The sequence below is a fragment of the Sphingomonas sp. PSPC2-2 genome (genome assembly GCF_049897725.1).
Taxonomy (GTDB): Bacteria; Pseudomonadota; Alphaproteobacteria; order Sphingomonadales; family Sphingomonadaceae; genus Sphingomonas.
On sequence record NZ_JAFCWU010000004.1, the window covers coordinates 280,539 to 295,412 of the forward strand.

Sequence of the window (14,874 nt, forward strand, 5' to 3'; positions counted from 1 at the left end):
GATCCGCACCGTCGCCGAGACGGGGTCGACCAACGCCGACATGCTGCAGCTTGCCCGTTCCGGGGTAGGCGAGGGGCTGTGGTTGCGTGCCGAGCGACAGCTTGGCGGGCGCGGGCGGCAAGGGCGGGCGTGGGTGTCGCCGGTTGGCAATTTCTACGGTTCGACGCTGGTGCGGGTGCGCGCGAGCGATCCGCCGCCCGCAACGCTGGCGCTGGTGGCGGCGGTCGCGTTGGACGAGGTCGTGCGGGCCTATCTTGGCCTTTCGGGGGCGGATGAGGCGCTGCTGATCAAATGGCCCAATGATTTGCTGATTGCGGGTGCGAAGCTCTCGGGCATTTTGCTCGAACGGGCCGATGACGCGGTAGTGGTGGGGATCGGCGTCAATCTTGCCCATTACCCGGATGATACCGATCGCGCCGCCACCAGCCTCGCGGCGCGGGGCGCGGGCGTTGACCCGGCCGACTTCGCCCAAACCCTGGCCGAGTCGTATGCTCGCTGGCTCGGCCTGTGGCGAGGGCAGGGGCTTGCGCCCGTCCGGGCGCGCTGGATCGAACGGGCGCACCGCCCAGGTACCGCGCTGACCGCGCGTCTCGCCGATGGCACGGCGGTGGACGGCTTGTTCGACGGGCTGGGCGAGGACGGTGCCCTTATCCTGCGCTTGGCGGATTGCGCGGCCCGTGTCATTCACGCTGGCGACGTTTTTCTGCTGTGAGAGGCTCTACGCCCATGTTGCTCGCGATCGATGCCGGTAACACCAATGTCGTCTTCGCCCTGGTCCAGGGCCGCACGATCAAGGCGCGCTGGCGTATCGCGACCGACCCGCGCCGCACCGCCGACGAATATGCGGTGTGGCTGAGCCAGTTGCTGACGCTGGAAGGTTATGATCGGAGCGAGGTGACCGGTGTCATCATCGCTACCGTAGTCCCGCGTGCGCTGCACAATTTGCAAACGCTGGCGCGCAAATATTTCGGCGGCGAGCCACTGATTGCCGGCGAGCCGCCGGTCGAATGGGGCATGGCGCTCGATGTCGACGAGCCGCGCAGCGTCGGGGCCGACCGCGCCGTCACCATGATCGCGGCGCACGCGTTGCACAGTGGCGATTTGATCGTGATCGATTTCGGCACCGCGACGACGCTCGACCTAGTCGACTATAGCGGTGCCTATAAAGGCGGCATCATCGCGCCGGGCATCAACCTGTCGCTCGATGCGCTGGTTACCGCTGCAGCCAAGCTTCCGCGCATCGGGATCGAAGCGCCTGCGTCGACAAGCGTGATCGGTCGGGACACCGTCAGCCAGATGCAGATCGGCATCTTCTGGGGCTATGTCGCCATGATCGAGGGGCTGGTTGCGCGGATGAAGGCGGAGGTTGGGCGTCCCGTGCGCGTCATCGCGACGGGAGGCCTCGCGATCCTGTTCGAGCAGCATACCACTATGTTCGACATGGTCGAACCCGACCTTACAATTCAGGGGCTGGCGATTTTGTGGGATCGCGCCCATATAGCGTCCTAGAGTCAGCGTGCGTGCGCCTCCGCCAGAACCCTGTGGTTGTGCGGTGCCCCGCTTCCCCGATCTCTACGAAATTCCGCGCCTGACCGCGCACATCCCCCGGTTCGCGTTCGCGCGACCATCTTTGAAAGAACAGACACCTCCGTGACAACACCCAAGAAAGAACTCCTGTTCCTGGCCCTGGGCGGGTCGGGCGAAATCGGCATGAACGTCAATCTCTATGGCTGCAACGGCAAGTGGTTGATGGTCGATTGCGGCATCACCTTTGCCGATCCGCAATATCCCGGCATCGACGTGATCCTGCCCGACCTGCAATTCATCGAGGAGCGTCTCGACGATCTGGTCGGCATCGTGCTGACGCACGGCCATGAAGACCATATCGGCGCGTTGCCGTATCTGGCCGAAGATCTGGGCGTGCCGCTTTATGCAACGGCGTTCACCGCCGGGCTGATCCGCGGCAAGCTCGAGGAAGAAGGTAATGCCAACCGGGTCAAGCTGAAGGTCATCAAGCCCGATACCAAGGTCGACCTCGGGCCGTTCGGCGTGACCTTCGTGCCGTTGTCTCACTCGATTCCCGAGGCGAGCGCGCTGCTGATCGATACCCCATATGGCCGGGTGTTCCACACCGGCGACTGGAAGCTCGATGCGGCTCCGGTGATCGGCCATCCCACCTCGCCGGAGGCGCTCGAGGCGATCGGTAGTGGCGGCATTCTGGCGCTCGTCTGCGATTCCACGAACGTGTTCAATGCCGAGGCTTCGGGGTCGGAGAGCGATGTGCTGTCGGGCCTGATGGGCGTTATCAGCCAGGCCAAGGGCCGCGTAATGGTAACCTCGTTCGCGTCGAACGCGGCACGGTTGCACACGCTTGGCGTGGTCGCACGCGAGACGGGACGCCAGCTCAGCGTACAGGGGCGCTCGCTCGATCGCATCCTGAAGGTTGCGCGCGCTACGGGGTATCTCAAGGATTTCCCCGACACGATCGATGCCGAGGCGGCGATGCGGTTGCCGCGTGACAAGGTGCTGGTGGTAGCGACCGGCGGGCAGGGCGAAGACCGCGCCGCCTTGGCGCGCGTCGCCAATGGCCAGCACCCGATTTCGCTCGATAGCGGGGACACAGTCGTGTTCTCGTCCAAGCAGATCCCGGGCAATGAAGTCGCGATCGGCCGCATCCAGAATCAGCTCGCCGCCAAGGGCGTGATCATGATCACCGACCGCCAGGCGCATGTGCACGTGTCGGGCCATCCGGGTCGGCCCGAGCTGCTGCAAATGTACCGCTGGATGAAGCCGGAATTGCTGATGCCGGTGCACGGCGAAATGCGGCACCTGATGGAGCAAGCGCGCTTCGGCCTGTCCGAAGGCGTGCCGCGTGCGTTGGTGCAGACCAATGGCGACATCGTACGGCTGGCTCCTGGCGCGCCGACCAAGATCGGCAATGCACCGGTCGGACGGCTCGTGCTCGATGGCGACGTAATCCTGCCGGGTGACGGCCAGACGATCAACGAACGTCGCAAGCTGGCGATCAACGGGCAGATTTCGGTCGCGGTGGCGATTGGGTCGCGCGGGCTGATCGGGACGCCGCAAGTGCGCATTCAGGGTATCCCGGTCGAGGAAGACCGCGATCCGTTCCTGGAGGAGACGGTCGATGCCGTCATCGCCGCCGCCAAGCAGAATGGGCGCGACCGCGAGAAACTGCGGGAGAACATCCGGCTGGCCGCGCGCAAGGTCGCGACGCGCTGGACCGGCAAGAAGCCCAATGTCGACGTGCTGCTGATCGAGGCCTAACCGACATGCGGTGGACCTCGGCGCTGGCGATTTATTTCCTGTTCTGGGCGTTCTCGGTGTTCTTCGTCTTGCCCTTCGGGGTCAAGACCAGCGACGAGGCCGGGGTCGAACGCGTCCCCGGCCAGGCCGAGAGCGCCCCGCACGAGTTCCATCCGCGCAAGGTCGCGATCCGCGTAACCATCGTCGCGACGATCCTGTGGTCGCTCTATATGCTGAACTACCATTTCGGCTGGTTGACGCCGCAAATGATCGACGTGTTCGGCGCGTGGAACGGGGTGGAGTAAGCCCCCTCCCGAGCGGGAGGGGGTAATGCGGACGAGGGTTTACCCCTCGTCGTCGGCAGGCTTGCTCTGCAGCTGGACGTAATTTTCGATGCCCATGCGCGCGATCATCTCGAACTGGCGTTCGAGCGTGTCGACATGCTCTTCCTCGCTGTCGAGGATGCGGCGGAACAGGTCGCGGCTGACATAGTCACGGACCTTCTCGCAATGCTCGATCGCGTCGCGCAGAAGCGGAAGCGCGTCCATCTCGAGCGCGAGATCGGCCTTGAGGACTTCCTCAACGGTCTCGCCGATGCGCAGGCGACCGAGCATCTGGAAATTGGGCAGGCCATCGAGGAAAAGGATGCGCTCCGACAGCCAGTCGGCATGCTTCATCTCGTCGATCGATTCGTGGCGCTCGAATGCCGCGAGCTTGCGTACGCCCCAATGATCGAACAGCCGATAATGCAGCCAATATTGGTTGATCGCGGTCAGTTCGTTTTTGAGTGCCTCGTTAAGATACTCGATGACCTTGATATCGCCCTGCATTTATACGTCCTTTTTGCGGTTCGCGGACGATCTTAGGCGACGGCGCGCTCTTCGTCGATAATGGCGCGGGCAACGGGCACGCATTGGCCACATTTCGCCTGACAGCCCATCGCCCGATACGCTTGGCACGCAGTCCGTGACCCGCTGCGTGCGGCAGCGCGGACATCGCGTTCACGGATGGCATTGCAGATGCAGACGACCATGGATTCTCCCTTCGGAACCCATGTTGTATCGCTAATGAGAATGGATCGCAAGCACTGTTGCGATCCATTCTCACAAGAAGTTTCAGCTCTCGACCGGAGCGACGTCGCCCATCAATTTCGGGAAGAAGCCCTCGTGCGCTGCGCGCAGATCGGCGAGCGTGACGACATAGTCATCGTCGGGCAGTTCGAAGATCAGGCGATTGGCGATGGTGCGCCCGATTCGTTCGATCTCGACGCCCGCCGCATCCGCTGCGGTCAGCGTCTCGAGCAGCAGATGGTCGGCGACGGTGGCGACATACAGGCCCTGGTCCTCGCCGAACAGCGCACAAGCGACCCCGCATGGCAGCGGAGCGTGCAGCATCGCACCGATATTGCCCGCCAGTGCCATCTCGGCGACCGTCACGGCAATGCCGCCGTCGGACACGTCGTGCACTGCGGTGAGCGCGCCCGTGGCGATATGCGCACGGACGAACTCGCTGTTGCGGCGCTCGGCTTCGAGGTCGACCGTGGGTGGCGCACCTTCCTCGCGACCATGGACTTCGCGCAGCCATAGCGACTGCCCGAGATGGCCCGAGCGTTCGCCGATCAGCACGATGACGTCGCCGGTGCCCTTGAATGCGATGGTCGCGGATTTCGACCAGTCGGCCAGCAGCCCGATCGCGCCGATCGCGGGGGTCGGCAGGATCGCCGAGCCGCCGCCGGTCGCCTTGCTCTCATTGTACAGCGAGACGTTGCCCGACACGATCGGAAAGTCGAGCGCACGGCAGGCGTCGCCCATGCCATCGAGACAACCGACGAACTGCGCCATGATTTCGGGGCGCTGCGGGTTGGCGAAGTTGAGGCAATTGGTGACGGCAAGCGGCGTCGCGCCGACCGCCGACAGATTGCGATAGCATTCGGCGATCGCCTGCTTGCCGCCTTCATAAGGATCGGCATAGCAATAGCGCGGCGTGCAATCGGTGCTCATCGCCAGCCCCTTTTGCGTGCCGTGGACGCGCACGACGGCGGCGTCGCCGCCCGGGCGCTGGACCGTGTCCGCGCCAACTTGCGTATCATATTGCTCGTAAATCCACCGGCGCGACGCGATGTCGGGCGAGCCCATCAGCGTCAGCAGATCCGCAGCGACGTCGGTCGAGTCGGGGATCTCGCCCAGCGGCCTGACCTTGGCCCAGGCCTGATACTCTTCCTTCGAAGCCGCGGGGCGATCGTAGAGCGGTGCCTCGTCGGCGAGCGGGGCGAGCGGGATGTCGGCAACCGTCTCGCCATTGAAGGTCAGCACCATGTGGCCGGTATCGGTGACGTGGCCGATGACCGCGAAATCCAGCTCCCATTTGCGGAAGATGGCTTCGGCGAAATCCTCACGGCCGGGCTTCAGCACCATGAGCATCCGCTCCTGGCTCTCGCTCAGCATCATCTCATAGGGCGTCATGCCGGTTTCGCGCTGCGGCACCGCATTCATGTTGAGTTCGATGCCGACGCCGCCCTTGGACGCCATTTCGACCGAGGAAGAAGTGAGACCGGCGGCACCCATGTCCTGGATCGCGACGATCGCGTCCGAGGCCATCAGTTCAAGACAGGCTTCGATCAACAGCTTCTCGGTAAAGGGATCACCGACCTGCACGGTCGGACGCTTGTCGCCGGTCTCCTCGGAGAAATCGGCCGACGCCATCGTTGCACCGTGGATGCCGTCGCGACCGGTCTTGGAGCCGACATAGACGATCGAATTTCCGATGCCCGACGCCGCCGAATAGAAGATCTTGTCGGTCTCCGCGACGCCGACCGTCATCGCGTTGACGAGGATGTTGCCGTCATAGGAGGAGTGAAAGTTCACTTCGCCGCCAACCGTCGGCACGCCAACGCAATTGCCGTAGCCGCCAATGCCATGCACAACGCCCGAAATGAGGTGGCGCATCTTGGGATGATCGGGCCGACCGAAGCGCAGCGCGTTGAGGTTGGCGACGGGCCGCGCGCCCATCGTAAAGACGTCGCGCAAAATGCCACCAACGCCGGTCGCTGCGCCCTGATAAGGCTCGATATAGGACGGGTGGTTGTGGCTCTCCATCTTGAAGATCGCCGCCTGGCCATCGCCAATGTCGACCACGCCGGCATTCTCGCCGGGGCCGCAAATCACTTGCGGGCCGGTGGTCGGCAGCTTTTTCAAATGGATGCGGCTGGATTTATACGAGCAATGCTCGGACCACATGACCGAGAAAATGCCAAGCTCGGTCAGATTGGGCTCGCGGCCCATCGCGTGCAGGACACGCTCATATTCTTCAGGGGACAGCCCGTGCTGGGCGACGATCTCTGGGGTGATGTCGGTCATGGCGCGGCTTTAGCGAGCGTGGGCGGCGGCGTCACCCCATCCAGCATCAAACCGACATTTTTGCGCCGCTGCACCGGTTGCGCAGTGGCGGGGGCGGCCTCGATTCGCCGCCCCCGCGCTCGTGCAGGCCCGTTTTTAGCTCTCGTTACGCGCCAGCCATTCTTCGAGCCACTTGATCGTATAGTTTCCGTCCTGGAAGTCGGGATCCTCGATCAAGGCCTGGTGTAGCGGGATGGTCGTCGTCGGGCCTTCGATCACGAACTCCTCGAGCGCGCGGCGCAGGCGGCGGATCGCGCCGGCGCGGGTGGTGCCGTAGACGATCAGTTTGGCGATCATCGAATCGTAATAAGGCGGCACGCGGTAACCGGCATACAGCCCGCTATCGACGCGGACGTTCATGCCGCCGGGCGCGTGATACGCCTTCACCAGGCCGGGCGACGGCGCGAAGGTGCGCGGATCCTCGGCATTGATGCGGCATTCGATGGCATGGCCACGGAATTGCACGTCTTCCTGGCGCAGCGTCAGGCCATGGCCTTCGGCAATGCGGATCTGCTCGCGCACCAGATCGAGCCCGGTGATCGCCTCGGTCACGGGATGTTCGACCTGTAGGCGCGTGTTCATTTCGATGAAATAGAACTCGCCATTTTCCCACAGGAACTCGATCGTGCCAGCACCGCGATAGCCCATATCGGCCATCGCCTTGGCGCAAATGCCGCCCATGCGCGCGCGGTCTTCTTCGCCCAGCACGGGCGATGGGGCTTCTTCGAGCACCTTCTGGTGGCGGCGCTGGAGCGAGCAGTCGCGCTCACCCAGATGGATGGCGTTGCCATTGCCGTCGCCGAACACCTGGAATTCGATGTGGCGCGGGTTGCCGAGATATTTTTCGAGATAGACGGTCGCATCGCCGAACGCGGCCTTCGCCTCGCTGCCGGCCTGCTGCATCAGCGTTTCGAGCTGATCCTCGGAGGTGCAGACCTTCATGCCGCGCCCGCCGCCGCCCGACGCCGCCTTGATGATGACGGGATAGCCAGCGGCCGCTGCGATTTCCTTGGCCTCGGCCAGATCGCTGATCGGCCCGGCCGAGCCCGGCACCAGCGGCAGGCCGAGCGCGCCTGCGGTGCGCTTGGCCTCGATCTTGTCGCCCATGGTGCGGATATGTTCGGGCTTGGGGCCGACGAAGATGATGTCGTGCGCCTCGACGATCTCGGCGAACTTGGCGTTTTCGCTTAAGAAACCGTAGCCCGGATGGATCGCGTCCGCGCCCGAAATCTCGGCGGCGGAAATGATGTTGGGGATGTTGAGATAGCTTTCGGCAGCACTCGGCGGTCCGATGCAGATCGCCTGATCGGCGAGTCGCACGTGCATCGCATCGCTGTCGGCGGTCGAATGCACCGCGACGGTCTGGATACCCATCTCATGGCACGCGCGGTGGATGCGCAGCGCGATCTCGCCGCGATTCGCGATCAGCAGCTTCTTGATTTCAGGCATTCGTAACTGTCCAATCCGCAGACCCGAGGCACCGTTCGCCCTGAGCCTGTCGAAAAGCTGCCCGGCTCAGGCGAGCGGGCGCGAGAGGAGGGCAGGGCTTCGACAAGCGCAGCCCGAACGGGGCGGTGGCGATCATTCCACCACGACGAGGGGTTGGTCGAACTCGACCGGCTGGCCGCTCTCGACCAGCACGGCCTTCACGGTGCCCGCGCTTGGCGCGAGAATGGGATTCATCACCTTCATCGCCTCGACGATCAGCAGCGTATCGCCTGCGGCAACCTTGTCACCAACGCTGACAAAGGGCTTCGCCTCGGGATTGGGGGCCAGATAGGCGGTGCCGACCATCGGCGATTTGACCGCATTGAACGCGGCTTGCGGCGCGGTGACGATTTCCGCCGGTGCGGTGGTCGAGGCCGCCGGGGCGGCTGCGGGGGCGGGGGCATATTGCACCGCTGCCGCTACGGCAGCCGCCTTGCGCGCGATGCGAATCTTGCGACCGCCATCCTCGACTTCGATTTCCGTCAGCTGCGTGTCATCCAGCAGCTGCGCGAGCTGACGCACCAGATCGACATCGATCCGCATTGCGTCATTGTGTTTGTCTTCGGCCATGCGACCCTAATCTCCCTTATTGGGGACGCGTCCTGTCAGAGACGCGCCGCCGCTTCAAGCGCCAGCAGATACGAAAGCGTCCCAAAGCCGCAGATCGTGCCCTTCGCCACGGGGGAGATACGGCTGATATGGCGAAAAGCTTCGCGCGCGTGCGGGTTGGAAAGATGGACTTCGATCACCGGCGTGCGGATCGCTTTGATCGCATCGTACAGCGCGATCGAGGTGTGGGTGAAAGCCGCGGCGTTGAGCAGCACCGCCTTGGCAGGCAGCGCCTGCGCCTCGTGCAACCAATCGATCAAATGCCCTTCATGGTTGGACTGGCGTAGATCGATGTCGAACCCGAGTTCTCGCGCGCGATCCTCCAACTGGCCGGCGATGTCGTCGAGCGTGTCGTGGCCGTAGATTTCGGGCTCGCGCGTGCCGAGCAGGTTCAAGTTCGGGCCGTTGAGAACGAAGATGGTTTCGCGCATCGGGTGAGTCTTCCGGTTGAATGACGCTGGGCAGACGCCTAGGTGATGGGCATCCATAGCCCGTTCGCCCTGAGCTTGTCGAAGGGCTGTTCGTCCTCCCACGGGTGAGGAAGGACAGGGTTTCGACACGCTAAGCCCGAACGGAGGCGGGGATTATCCCCGGTCAAACATGCCCCATACCGACGGAACCCTGACCATCCAGCTCAATGGCGAGCATCGCCGCGTGCGCGCGGGGCTCAGCCTTGCCGATCTTGCCGCCGATCTTGGCCTGCTGCCGGAAAAGGTCGCGGTCGAACGCAATCTGGCGGTGGTGCCGCGCTCGACGCTGGCGCAGGTGATGGTTGAGGATGGCGATGAACTCGAGATCGTCCATTTCGTCGGTGGCGGCGACCACCCACCTGCAGTGAAGGCCGATACCTGGACCGTCGCAGGGCGTACGTTTCGGTCGCGGCTGATCGTCGGTACCGGCAAATATAAGGACTTCGCGCAAAATGCAGCGGCGCTCGAGGCCTCCGGTGCCGAGATCGTTACGGTTGCGGTACGACGTGTTAATGTATCCGACCGCAACGCGCCGATGCTCACCGATTTCATCGACCCCAAGAAGGTGACCTATCTGCCGAACACGGCGGGCTGCTTCGATGCCGAATCGGCGATTCGCACGCTCCGCCTGGCGCGCGAGGCGGGCGGTTGGGATCTGGTGAAGCTGGAAGTGCTGGGCGAGGCCAAGACGCTCTATCCCGACATGGTCGAGACACTCCGCGCCACCGAAGTGCTGGCCAAGGAAGGCTTCCTGCCGATGGTTTACTGCGTCGATGATCCGATTGCGGCGAAGCGGCTGGAAAATGCGGGAGCAGTGGCGGTGATGCCGCTCGGCGCGCCAATCGGATCGGGTCTAGGCATCCAAAATCAGGTGACGATTCGCCTGATCGTCGAGGGGGCGACTGTACCGGTGATCGTCGACGCCGGGGTCGGCACCGCGTCGGACGCCGCGCTGGCCATGGAACTGGGCTGCGACGGCGTGCTGATGAACACCGCGATCGCCGAGGCGAAGGACCCCATTCTGATGGCGGCGGCGATGAAGGCTGGGGTCGAGGCCGGACGGATGGCGTATCTGGCGGGGCGGATGGGCAAGCGGCGCTATGCCGATCCCTCCAGTCCTTTAGCGGGGCTCATTTAACCGGAACGCTGTCATTTCGGTGCGGAACGACCTAGCTTCGCGCCTATGATGCACCGCCTTCTTCCTGTCGCACTGCTCCTTACCGGGTGCAGCGCGCCGCATGATGCAAACACCGCCGCCTCGACGTTCGAGGCACCAGCCCAAGCGATGACGCTGACGGCGGCGGATGGAAAGACCGTCTTTGGGCGGTTGTATCGCGCAGAGCATCCCAAGGCGACGATCCTGCTGTTTCATCAGGCGGGATCGAGCAAGGACGAATATAGGACGATCGCGCCGCGGCTGGTCGCAGCCGGATATAGCGCTTTGGCAATCGATCAGCGCGCCGGTGGCACGCTCTTCGGCCCGAATGAGTCAAGCGCGCAATATCCGCGCCCGGCAGGCTATCTGGAGGCGGTTCCCGATCTGCAAGCGGCAATTGACTGGGCGACGCAGCAGCATGTCCCCGTGATCTTGTGGGGGAGCAGCTATTCCGCCGCCTTGGTGTTTCCCCTTGGCGTACGAAATGCGGGGAAAATAGCCGCGATTTTGTCCTTCTCTCCAGGTGAATATTTCGACGACAAACAGTTGGTAAAGCGCGCCGCCGCGCAGCTGTCTGTCCCGGCATATATTACCGGTGCCGCCAATAGCGATGAAACGACCGCCGCAAAAAGCATCGCCGATGCAATGTCATCGCGCCTTGTTACGCGCTACGTCCCCAAGCACGGAGTGCATGGTGCCTCGACGTTGATTGCGGTGAAGGACCCCCAAGGCGCGGAAGACAATTGGCTGCCGGTTCTGGCTTTCCTTCGGAAAGTGGCACCTTAAGGCTTGCGCGCGAGCCATACGCCCGCGCCCCCGCAACTGGCGTCTTCGGCGACATATGCCATTTCGACCAGGCCGCCAGCCTGGATCGCCGCGCTGTAATTGGCCGCCTCCAGGTCGGCCCGGTACGGCGTTCCACTCCGATAGTCGTCGCGCGTCGGGTCGCGGTCGGGCGGCGCGTTGAACAAGAGCCGGCCACCGCATTTCAGCCAGTCGGCCGCACGGCGCGCCATCAGCGCTTGATCGGCGTGGGTAAACCAGGTCAGCGAATTCCAGGCGATCACACCATCGAACTGCTCATCGAACTGGACGGTGCGCATATCCGCCTTGATCCAGCGTTCCCGCGGGAACCGCGTTTGCGCCAGGTTGATCATCGATTGTGCGTGATCGACCCCAACCACAGAGTGGCCGCGTGCGATCAGAAACCGGCCGATTGGCTCACCGGCACCACAGCCAAGATCGAGGATCCTGCCCCCGCGCGGCAGCGGCTCGATCATGCGTTCGATCCAGTCGTGCGCCTCGAAGGCACCAGGGCGGATGGGTTTAGCCAAGGTATTTGGGAACCTGTTCGATTTTAAGCTGTTTTACAATCAGAAGCCGCTGATGTCGTGCCACCGACATCGCCACTTCTTGGCGCAAGACGGAAAGGATGCTCTCATGGGCGAACTCATCGACAAGATCAAAGGCAACGTCAATGAAGCCATTGGCAAGGCCAAGCAGCACAGCGACAATCCTGATACGCAGGCCGAAGGTGTCGCGCAGGAGCTGAAGGGCAAGGCCCAGCAGACCGCAGGCAAGGTCAAGGGCGCGCTCGGCGACGATATCTGAGCAAGCCTGACTTGGTGAAAGGAGGCCGCTTCGCTAGCGCGAGGCGGCCTTTTTCATTGCGGTCAGCGTCGTGCCTGCCGTGATGGTTTCGACGTCGGTTTTGAGGTGGAGCAAGCGCACTCCGTCCTGGGCCATCGCGCGGGCAAGTGCCGGGGCGAACTCTGCGGTCGTTTCGACCGTTTCCGCCCAACACCCATAAGCGCGGCCAAGCGCGGCAAAGTCGGGGTTGGCGAGCACGGTGCCGCTCACGCGACCGGGAAATTCGCGCTCCTGGTGCATTCGGATCGTACCGTAAGCGCCATTGTCGATGACGAGGACGAGCATATTCGCGCCGTGCGCCACTGCGGTGGCGAGTTCCTGGCCGTTCATCAGGAAGCAGCCATCGCCCGCAAGCGCGACGACGGTGCGATCCGGGTGGCGCAAAGCGGCGGCGGTGGCGGCGGGGACGCCGTAGCCCATTGCACCAGCGGTGGGGGCGAGTTGGCTGTTGCGCTCGTACCGCCAGTAGCGGTGCCACCAGCCGGAATAATTGCCCGCGCCGTTGCAGATAATGCTGTCCGCCGGAAGTTGATCGCGCATCGCCGCGACGCACGGACCGAGATCAAGTTTCACGCCCGCGCGCGGGGCGGGGGTGGACCAGGCGAGATAGTCGGCATGGGCTTCTCGTGCATCGGCGCGCGGCTCGGGCGGCTCCTTTGCGCTGACCAGAGCGTCGGCGATCGGCCACATGCCCGCACAGATCGCGATGTCGGCGCGATAGGTGCGGTTCAATTCGTTGGGATCGGGGTGGACGTGAATGAGCGTCTGGCTGGGATGATCGGGCGTGAGGAGCGTATAGCCGTCGGTAGTCGCTTCTCCCAGGCGGGGACCGACCACCAAAAGGACGTCGGCTTGCTTGATCCGCGCGACCAGTTTGGGGTTCGGGCCATAACCGAGGTTGCCGGCCCACACCTTATGGGTATTGTGGATGGCATCCTGCCGCCGGAAAGCTGCGGCGACGGGAATGCCCCATAGCTGGGCAAAGTGGCTGAACGCGGCACCAGTGGCCAAATCCCAACCGGCACCGCCGACAATCGCCATCGGGGCCTTGGCCTGGCCGATAGCATCGAGCGCACGCGCGACCAGATCGGGATTGGGCATCGAATCCACCCGTTCCACCCTCGGGCGATCCACCGCCACCACCTGATCGAGCAGCATATCCTCGGGCAACGCCAGCACGACCGGGCCGGGCCGTCCCGAGATCGCGACGTTCCAGGCCCGCGCGACATATTCGGGAATGCGGCGGGCGTCGTCGATCTTGGCGGCCCATTTGGCGATGGGGCCAAACATCGCGGGAAAGTCGATTTCCTGAAACGCCTCGCGGTCCTTGGTTCCGCGATCGACATCGCCGATGAACAACACCATCGGCTGCGAGTCCTGCATCGCGACATGCACCCCGATGGAGGCATTGGTCGCACCCGGGCCGCGCGTGACGAAGGCGACGCCCGGCCGCCCGGTGAGCGCGCCATCGGCACAGGCCATGAAGGCGACGCCACCTTCCTGTCGGCACACCACCAGATCGATTTCGGGCGTGTCGTGCAGCGCATCGAGCACCGCGAGGAAGCTTTCGCCGGGGACGGTGAAAATGCGGTCGCAGCCTTGCGCGACGAGTTGGTCGACCAGGATACGGCCGCCAGTGCGGGGGGGAGGGGCTAAGTTCATCGTCGGTTTTTAGCGACGAAGCTGCGGCTTGGGTAGGGCGCTCTCGAGCCGAGCGCGCGCGAGGCGCGTGGCCGCGAGTGTCGGGAATTTTGACAGTGTCGCGTGGTGCAGCACCTACGTTAACCACCAAAGCCTTAGAAAATCAGAGCTTTGCGAAATCTGGCACGTAGGGTGCTATACCTAGGACATGCCGAGCGGTAATCGCTTCAGCAGGGCGGGCCAGCGCACCAGCGCGGCCCGCCCGACCCGGCAATCAGCCCGCTTTCACGACACCTTGCTCTTCAAGCAGCGTCGCAAGCTCACCGCTTTCATACATTTCCATCATGATGTCGGACCCGCCAATGAACTCGCCCTTCACGTAAAGCTGGGGAATCGTCGGCCAATCCGAGAATTGCTTGATGCCCTGCCGCACGCCTTGATCCTGCAGCACATCGACGCTGTCGAATTCGGCACCGAGATGATTGAGGATCGCGACGGCGCGGCTGGAAAAACCGCACTGTGGGAACAGCGGACTACCCTTCATGAACAGCAGGACGTCACTTTTGCCGACGAGTTCGGCGATACGGATCTGGTCTGGGTCGGTGCTCATCGTTTTACTCCTGTACAGGCACGGCGGTGGTGAGTTGCAGGGCGTGCAACACCCCGCCCATGCGGTCGCCGAGCGCGGCATAGACCGCGCGTTGTTGTTTCAGTCGCGGCAGCCCGCGAAAACTCTCGGCGGTGACGCACGCCGCCCAATGATCGCCATCACCGGCGAGATCGGTCATTTCGACGCGCGCGTCGGGGATGCCCGCGACGATCAGCGCCTCGATTTCGTCCGCCGCCATCGGCATTATTCGGACCCCATCAACTGACGGCGTGCTTCGACCGTCTTTTCCTCGATCGCGCGCCGGATCGCCGCTTCGTCGATCGCGACATTGGCTGCGGTCAGATCGCTGACGAGCTTGCGGATGACGTCTTCGTCGCCGGCCTCTTCAAAATCGGCCTGGACCACGGCCGTTGCGTAAGCGTCGGATTCCTCTTTCGTCAGGCCCATCAGTGTAGCGGCCCATTGGCCGAGCAAACGGTTGCGTCGCGCCACGATGCGGAAGGCGACTTCTTCATCGCGGGCATATTTGGTCTCGAAGGCGCGCTCGCGATCGTCGAAAGTGGTCATGTGGATGGTCCCTTGGGCCTG

Annotated in this window: 18 protein-coding genes; 7 read left to right on the forward strand and 11 right to left on the reverse strand. The window is 63.6% G+C overall.

From position 1 onward, the window contains the following. Position 1: 1 nt before the first annotated feature. From ACP7BY_RS09630 to ACP7BY_RS09645, 4 genes are all read left to right on the forward strand, one after another. Positions 2 to 712, forward strand: coding sequence for a biotin--[acetyl-CoA-carboxylase] ligase (locus ACP7BY_RS09630; protein WP_033963289.1), 711 nt, complete (start codon positions 2 to 4; stop codon positions 710 to 712). Positions 713 to 726: 14 nt separating this feature from the next. Further along, positions 727 to 1,509, forward strand: a complete 783-nt coding sequence (locus ACP7BY_RS09635; RefSeq protein WP_033963250.1) for a type III pantothenate kinase — start codon at positions 727 to 729, stop codon at positions 1,507 to 1,509. Between the two features lie 201 nt (positions 1,510 to 1,710). Continuing rightward, positions 1,711 to 3,288, forward strand: coding sequence for a ribonuclease J (locus ACP7BY_RS09640; protein WP_171010453.1), 1,578 nt, complete (start codon positions 1,711 to 1,713; stop codon positions 3,286 to 3,288). A 5-nt stretch (positions 3,289 to 3,293) separates the two neighbouring features. Beyond that, on the forward strand, positions 3,294 to 3,572 hold the full coding sequence (locus ACP7BY_RS09645) for a DUF1467 family protein (RefSeq protein WP_010402623.1): 279 nt from the start codon (positions 3,294 to 3,296) through the stop codon (positions 3,570 to 3,572). Between the two features lie 39 nt (positions 3,573 to 3,611). On the opposite strand, the gene bfr is transcribed toward ACP7BY_RS09645, so the two are convergent. The 6 genes from bfr to aroQ form a co-directional block, all read right to left on the reverse strand. Next, entirely contained in the window at positions 3,612 to 4,097 is a 486-nt protein-coding gene (gene bfr / locus ACP7BY_RS09650) for a bacterioferritin (protein ID WP_010402625.1), read from the reverse strand. Positions 4,098 to 4,129: 32 nt separating this feature from the next. After that, positions 4,130 to 4,300: a (2Fe-2S)-binding protein gene (locus tag ACP7BY_RS09655; protein WP_081988574.1), complete on the reverse strand. Its 171-nt coding sequence runs from the start codon at positions 4,298 to 4,300 to the stop codon at positions 4,130 to 4,132. A gap of 82 nt (positions 4,301 to 4,382) precedes the next feature. Beyond that, positions 4,383 to 6,623 (reverse strand): phosphoribosylformylglycinamidine synthase subunit PurL, encoded by a 2,241-nt coding sequence (purL, locus tag ACP7BY_RS09660; RefSeq protein WP_137902341.1) that lies wholly within the window; start codon positions 6,621 to 6,623, stop codon positions 4,383 to 4,385. 135 nt (positions 6,624 to 6,758) lie between these two features. Beyond that, a complete protein-coding gene (accC, locus tag ACP7BY_RS09665) occupies positions 6,759 to 8,111 on the reverse strand; it encodes an acetyl-CoA carboxylase biotin carboxylase subunit (RefSeq protein WP_033963247.1) in 1,353 nt (450 codons plus the stop codon). A 132-nt stretch (positions 8,112 to 8,243) separates the two neighbouring features. Continuing rightward, positions 8,244 to 8,720 carry an acetyl-CoA carboxylase biotin carboxyl carrier protein gene (gene accB, locus ACP7BY_RS09670; RefSeq protein ID WP_137902340.1) on the reverse strand — a complete coding sequence of 159 codons (477 nt, stop codon included), beginning with the start codon at positions 8,718 to 8,720 and terminating at the stop codon, positions 8,244 to 8,246. Between the two features lie 35 nt (positions 8,721 to 8,755). Further along, a complete protein-coding gene (gene aroQ / locus ACP7BY_RS09675) occupies positions 8,756 to 9,190 on the reverse strand; it encodes a type II 3-dehydroquinate dehydratase (protein ID WP_033963245.1) in 435 nt (144 codons plus the stop codon). Between the two features lie 169 nt (positions 9,191 to 9,359). Here aroQ and thiS point away from each other — a divergent pair, with 169 nt between their 5' ends. Beyond that, on the forward strand, positions 9,360 to 10,367 hold the full coding sequence (thiS, locus tag ACP7BY_RS09680; protein WP_137902339.1) for a sulfur carrier protein ThiS: 1,008 nt from the start codon (positions 9,360 to 9,362) through the stop codon (positions 10,365 to 10,367). Between the two features lie 45 nt (positions 10,368 to 10,412). Beyond that, positions 10,413 to 11,171 (forward strand): alpha/beta hydrolase, encoded by a 759-nt coding sequence (locus ACP7BY_RS09685; RefSeq protein ID WP_249340789.1) that lies wholly within the window; start codon positions 10,413 to 10,415, stop codon positions 11,169 to 11,171. Here ACP7BY_RS09685 and ACP7BY_RS09690 read toward each other — a convergent pair. Continuing rightward, the gene (locus ACP7BY_RS09690; RefSeq protein WP_052191986.1) at positions 11,168 to 11,665 is read right to left on the reverse strand and encodes a class I SAM-dependent methyltransferase; all 498 of its coding nucleotides are present in this window, start codon (positions 11,663 to 11,665) and stop codon (positions 11,168 to 11,170) included. The two genes, ACP7BY_RS09685 and ACP7BY_RS09690, sit on opposite strands and share 4 nt — an antisense overlap. A 160-nt stretch (positions 11,666 to 11,825) precedes the next feature. Between ACP7BY_RS09690 and ACP7BY_RS09695 the strand changes: the two genes are divergently transcribed. Continuing rightward, on the forward strand, positions 11,826 to 11,996 hold the full coding sequence (locus ACP7BY_RS09695) for a CsbD family protein (protein ID WP_033963244.1): 171 nt from the start codon (positions 11,826 to 11,828) through the stop codon (positions 11,994 to 11,996). 33 nt (positions 11,997 to 12,029) lie between these two features. Here ACP7BY_RS09695 and ACP7BY_RS09700 read toward each other — a convergent pair whose 3' ends face one another. From ACP7BY_RS09700 to ACP7BY_RS09715, 4 genes are all read right to left on the reverse strand, one after another. Beyond that, positions 12,030 to 13,697 carry a thiamine pyrophosphate-binding protein gene (locus tag ACP7BY_RS09700; protein ID WP_137902338.1) on the reverse strand — a complete coding sequence of 556 codons (1,668 nt, stop codon included), beginning with the start codon at positions 13,695 to 13,697 and terminating at the stop codon, positions 12,030 to 12,032. A 253-nt stretch (positions 13,698 to 13,950) separates the two neighbouring features. Then, complete coding sequence (grxD, locus tag ACP7BY_RS09705; protein WP_010402645.1) at positions 13,951 to 14,286, reverse strand: Grx4 family monothiol glutaredoxin; 336 nt, start codon at positions 14,284 to 14,286, stop codon at positions 13,951 to 13,953. A gap of 4 nt (positions 14,287 to 14,290) precedes the next feature. Beyond that, positions 14,291 to 14,530, reverse strand: coding sequence for a BolA/IbaG family iron-sulfur metabolism protein (locus ACP7BY_RS09710; RefSeq protein WP_033963242.1), 240 nt, complete (start codon positions 14,528 to 14,530; stop codon positions 14,291 to 14,293). Continuing rightward, positions 14,530 to 14,853, reverse strand: coding sequence for a DUF1476 domain-containing protein (locus ACP7BY_RS09715; protein WP_033963241.1), 324 nt, complete (start codon positions 14,851 to 14,853; stop codon positions 14,530 to 14,532). The genes ACP7BY_RS09710 and ACP7BY_RS09715 overlap by 1 nt, the downstream gene beginning before the upstream one ends. Positions 14,854 to 14,874: the final 21 nt, after the last annotated feature.

Coding starts and splice junctions, on each gene's coding strand:
- aroQ (WP_033963245.1), bottom strand. CDS start 9,190: ATGCGCGAAACCATCTTCGTTCTCAACGGCCCGAACTTGAACCTGCTC.
- purL (WP_137902341.1), bottom strand. CDS start 6,623: ATGACCGACATCACCCCAGAGATCGTCGCCCAGCACGGGCTGTCCCCT.
- ACP7BY_RS09645 (WP_010402623.1), top strand. CDS start 3,294: ATGCGGTGGACCTCGGCGCTGGCGATTTATTTCCTGTTCTGGGCGTTC.
- ACP7BY_RS09695 (WP_033963244.1), top strand. CDS start 11,826: ATGGGCGAACTCATCGACAAGATCAAAGGCAACGTCAATGAAGCCATT.
- grxD (WP_010402645.1), bottom strand. CDS start 14,286: ATGAGCACCGACCCAGACCAGATCCGTATCGCCGAACTCGTCGGCAAA.
- ACP7BY_RS09640 (WP_171010453.1), top strand. CDS start 1,711: ATGAACGTCAATCTCTATGGCTGCAACGGCAAGTGGTTGATGGTCGAT.
- ACP7BY_RS09655 (WP_081988574.1), bottom strand. CDS start 4,300: ATGGTCGTCTGCATCTGCAATGCCATCCGTGAACGCGATGTCCGCGCT.
- ACP7BY_RS09710 (WP_033963242.1), bottom strand. CDS start 14,530: ATGCCGATGGCGGCGGACGAAATCGAGGCGCTGATCGTCGCGGGCATC.
- ACP7BY_RS09690 (WP_052191986.1), bottom strand. CDS start 11,665: ATGATCGAGCCGCTGCCGCGCGGGGGCAGGATCCTCGATCTTGGCTGT.
- accC (WP_033963247.1), bottom strand. CDS start 8,111: ATGCCTGAAATCAAGAAGCTGCTGATCGCGAATCGCGGCGAGATCGCG.
- ACP7BY_RS09635 (WP_033963250.1), top strand. CDS start 727: ATGTTGCTCGCGATCGATGCCGGTAACACCAATGTCGTCTTCGCCCTG.
- ACP7BY_RS09685 (WP_249340789.1), top strand. CDS start 10,413: ATGATGCACCGCCTTCTTCCTGTCGCACTGCTCCTTACCGGGTGCAGC.
- accB (WP_137902340.1), bottom strand. CDS start 8,720: ATGGCCGAAGACAAACACAATGACGCAATGCGGATCGATGTCGATCTG.
- bfr (WP_010402625.1), bottom strand. CDS start 4,097: ATGCAGGGCGATATCAAGGTCATCGAGTATCTTAACGAGGCACTCAAA.
- thiS (WP_137902339.1), top strand. CDS start 9,360: ATGCCCCATACCGACGGAACCCTGACCATCCAGCTCAATGGCGAGCAT.
- ACP7BY_RS09700 (WP_137902338.1), bottom strand. CDS start 13,697: ATGAACTTAGCCCCTCCCCCCCGCACTGGCGGCCGTATCCTGGTCGAC.
- ACP7BY_RS09715 (WP_033963241.1), bottom strand. CDS start 14,853: ATGACCACTTTCGACGATCGCGAGCGCGCCTTCGAGACCAAATATGCC.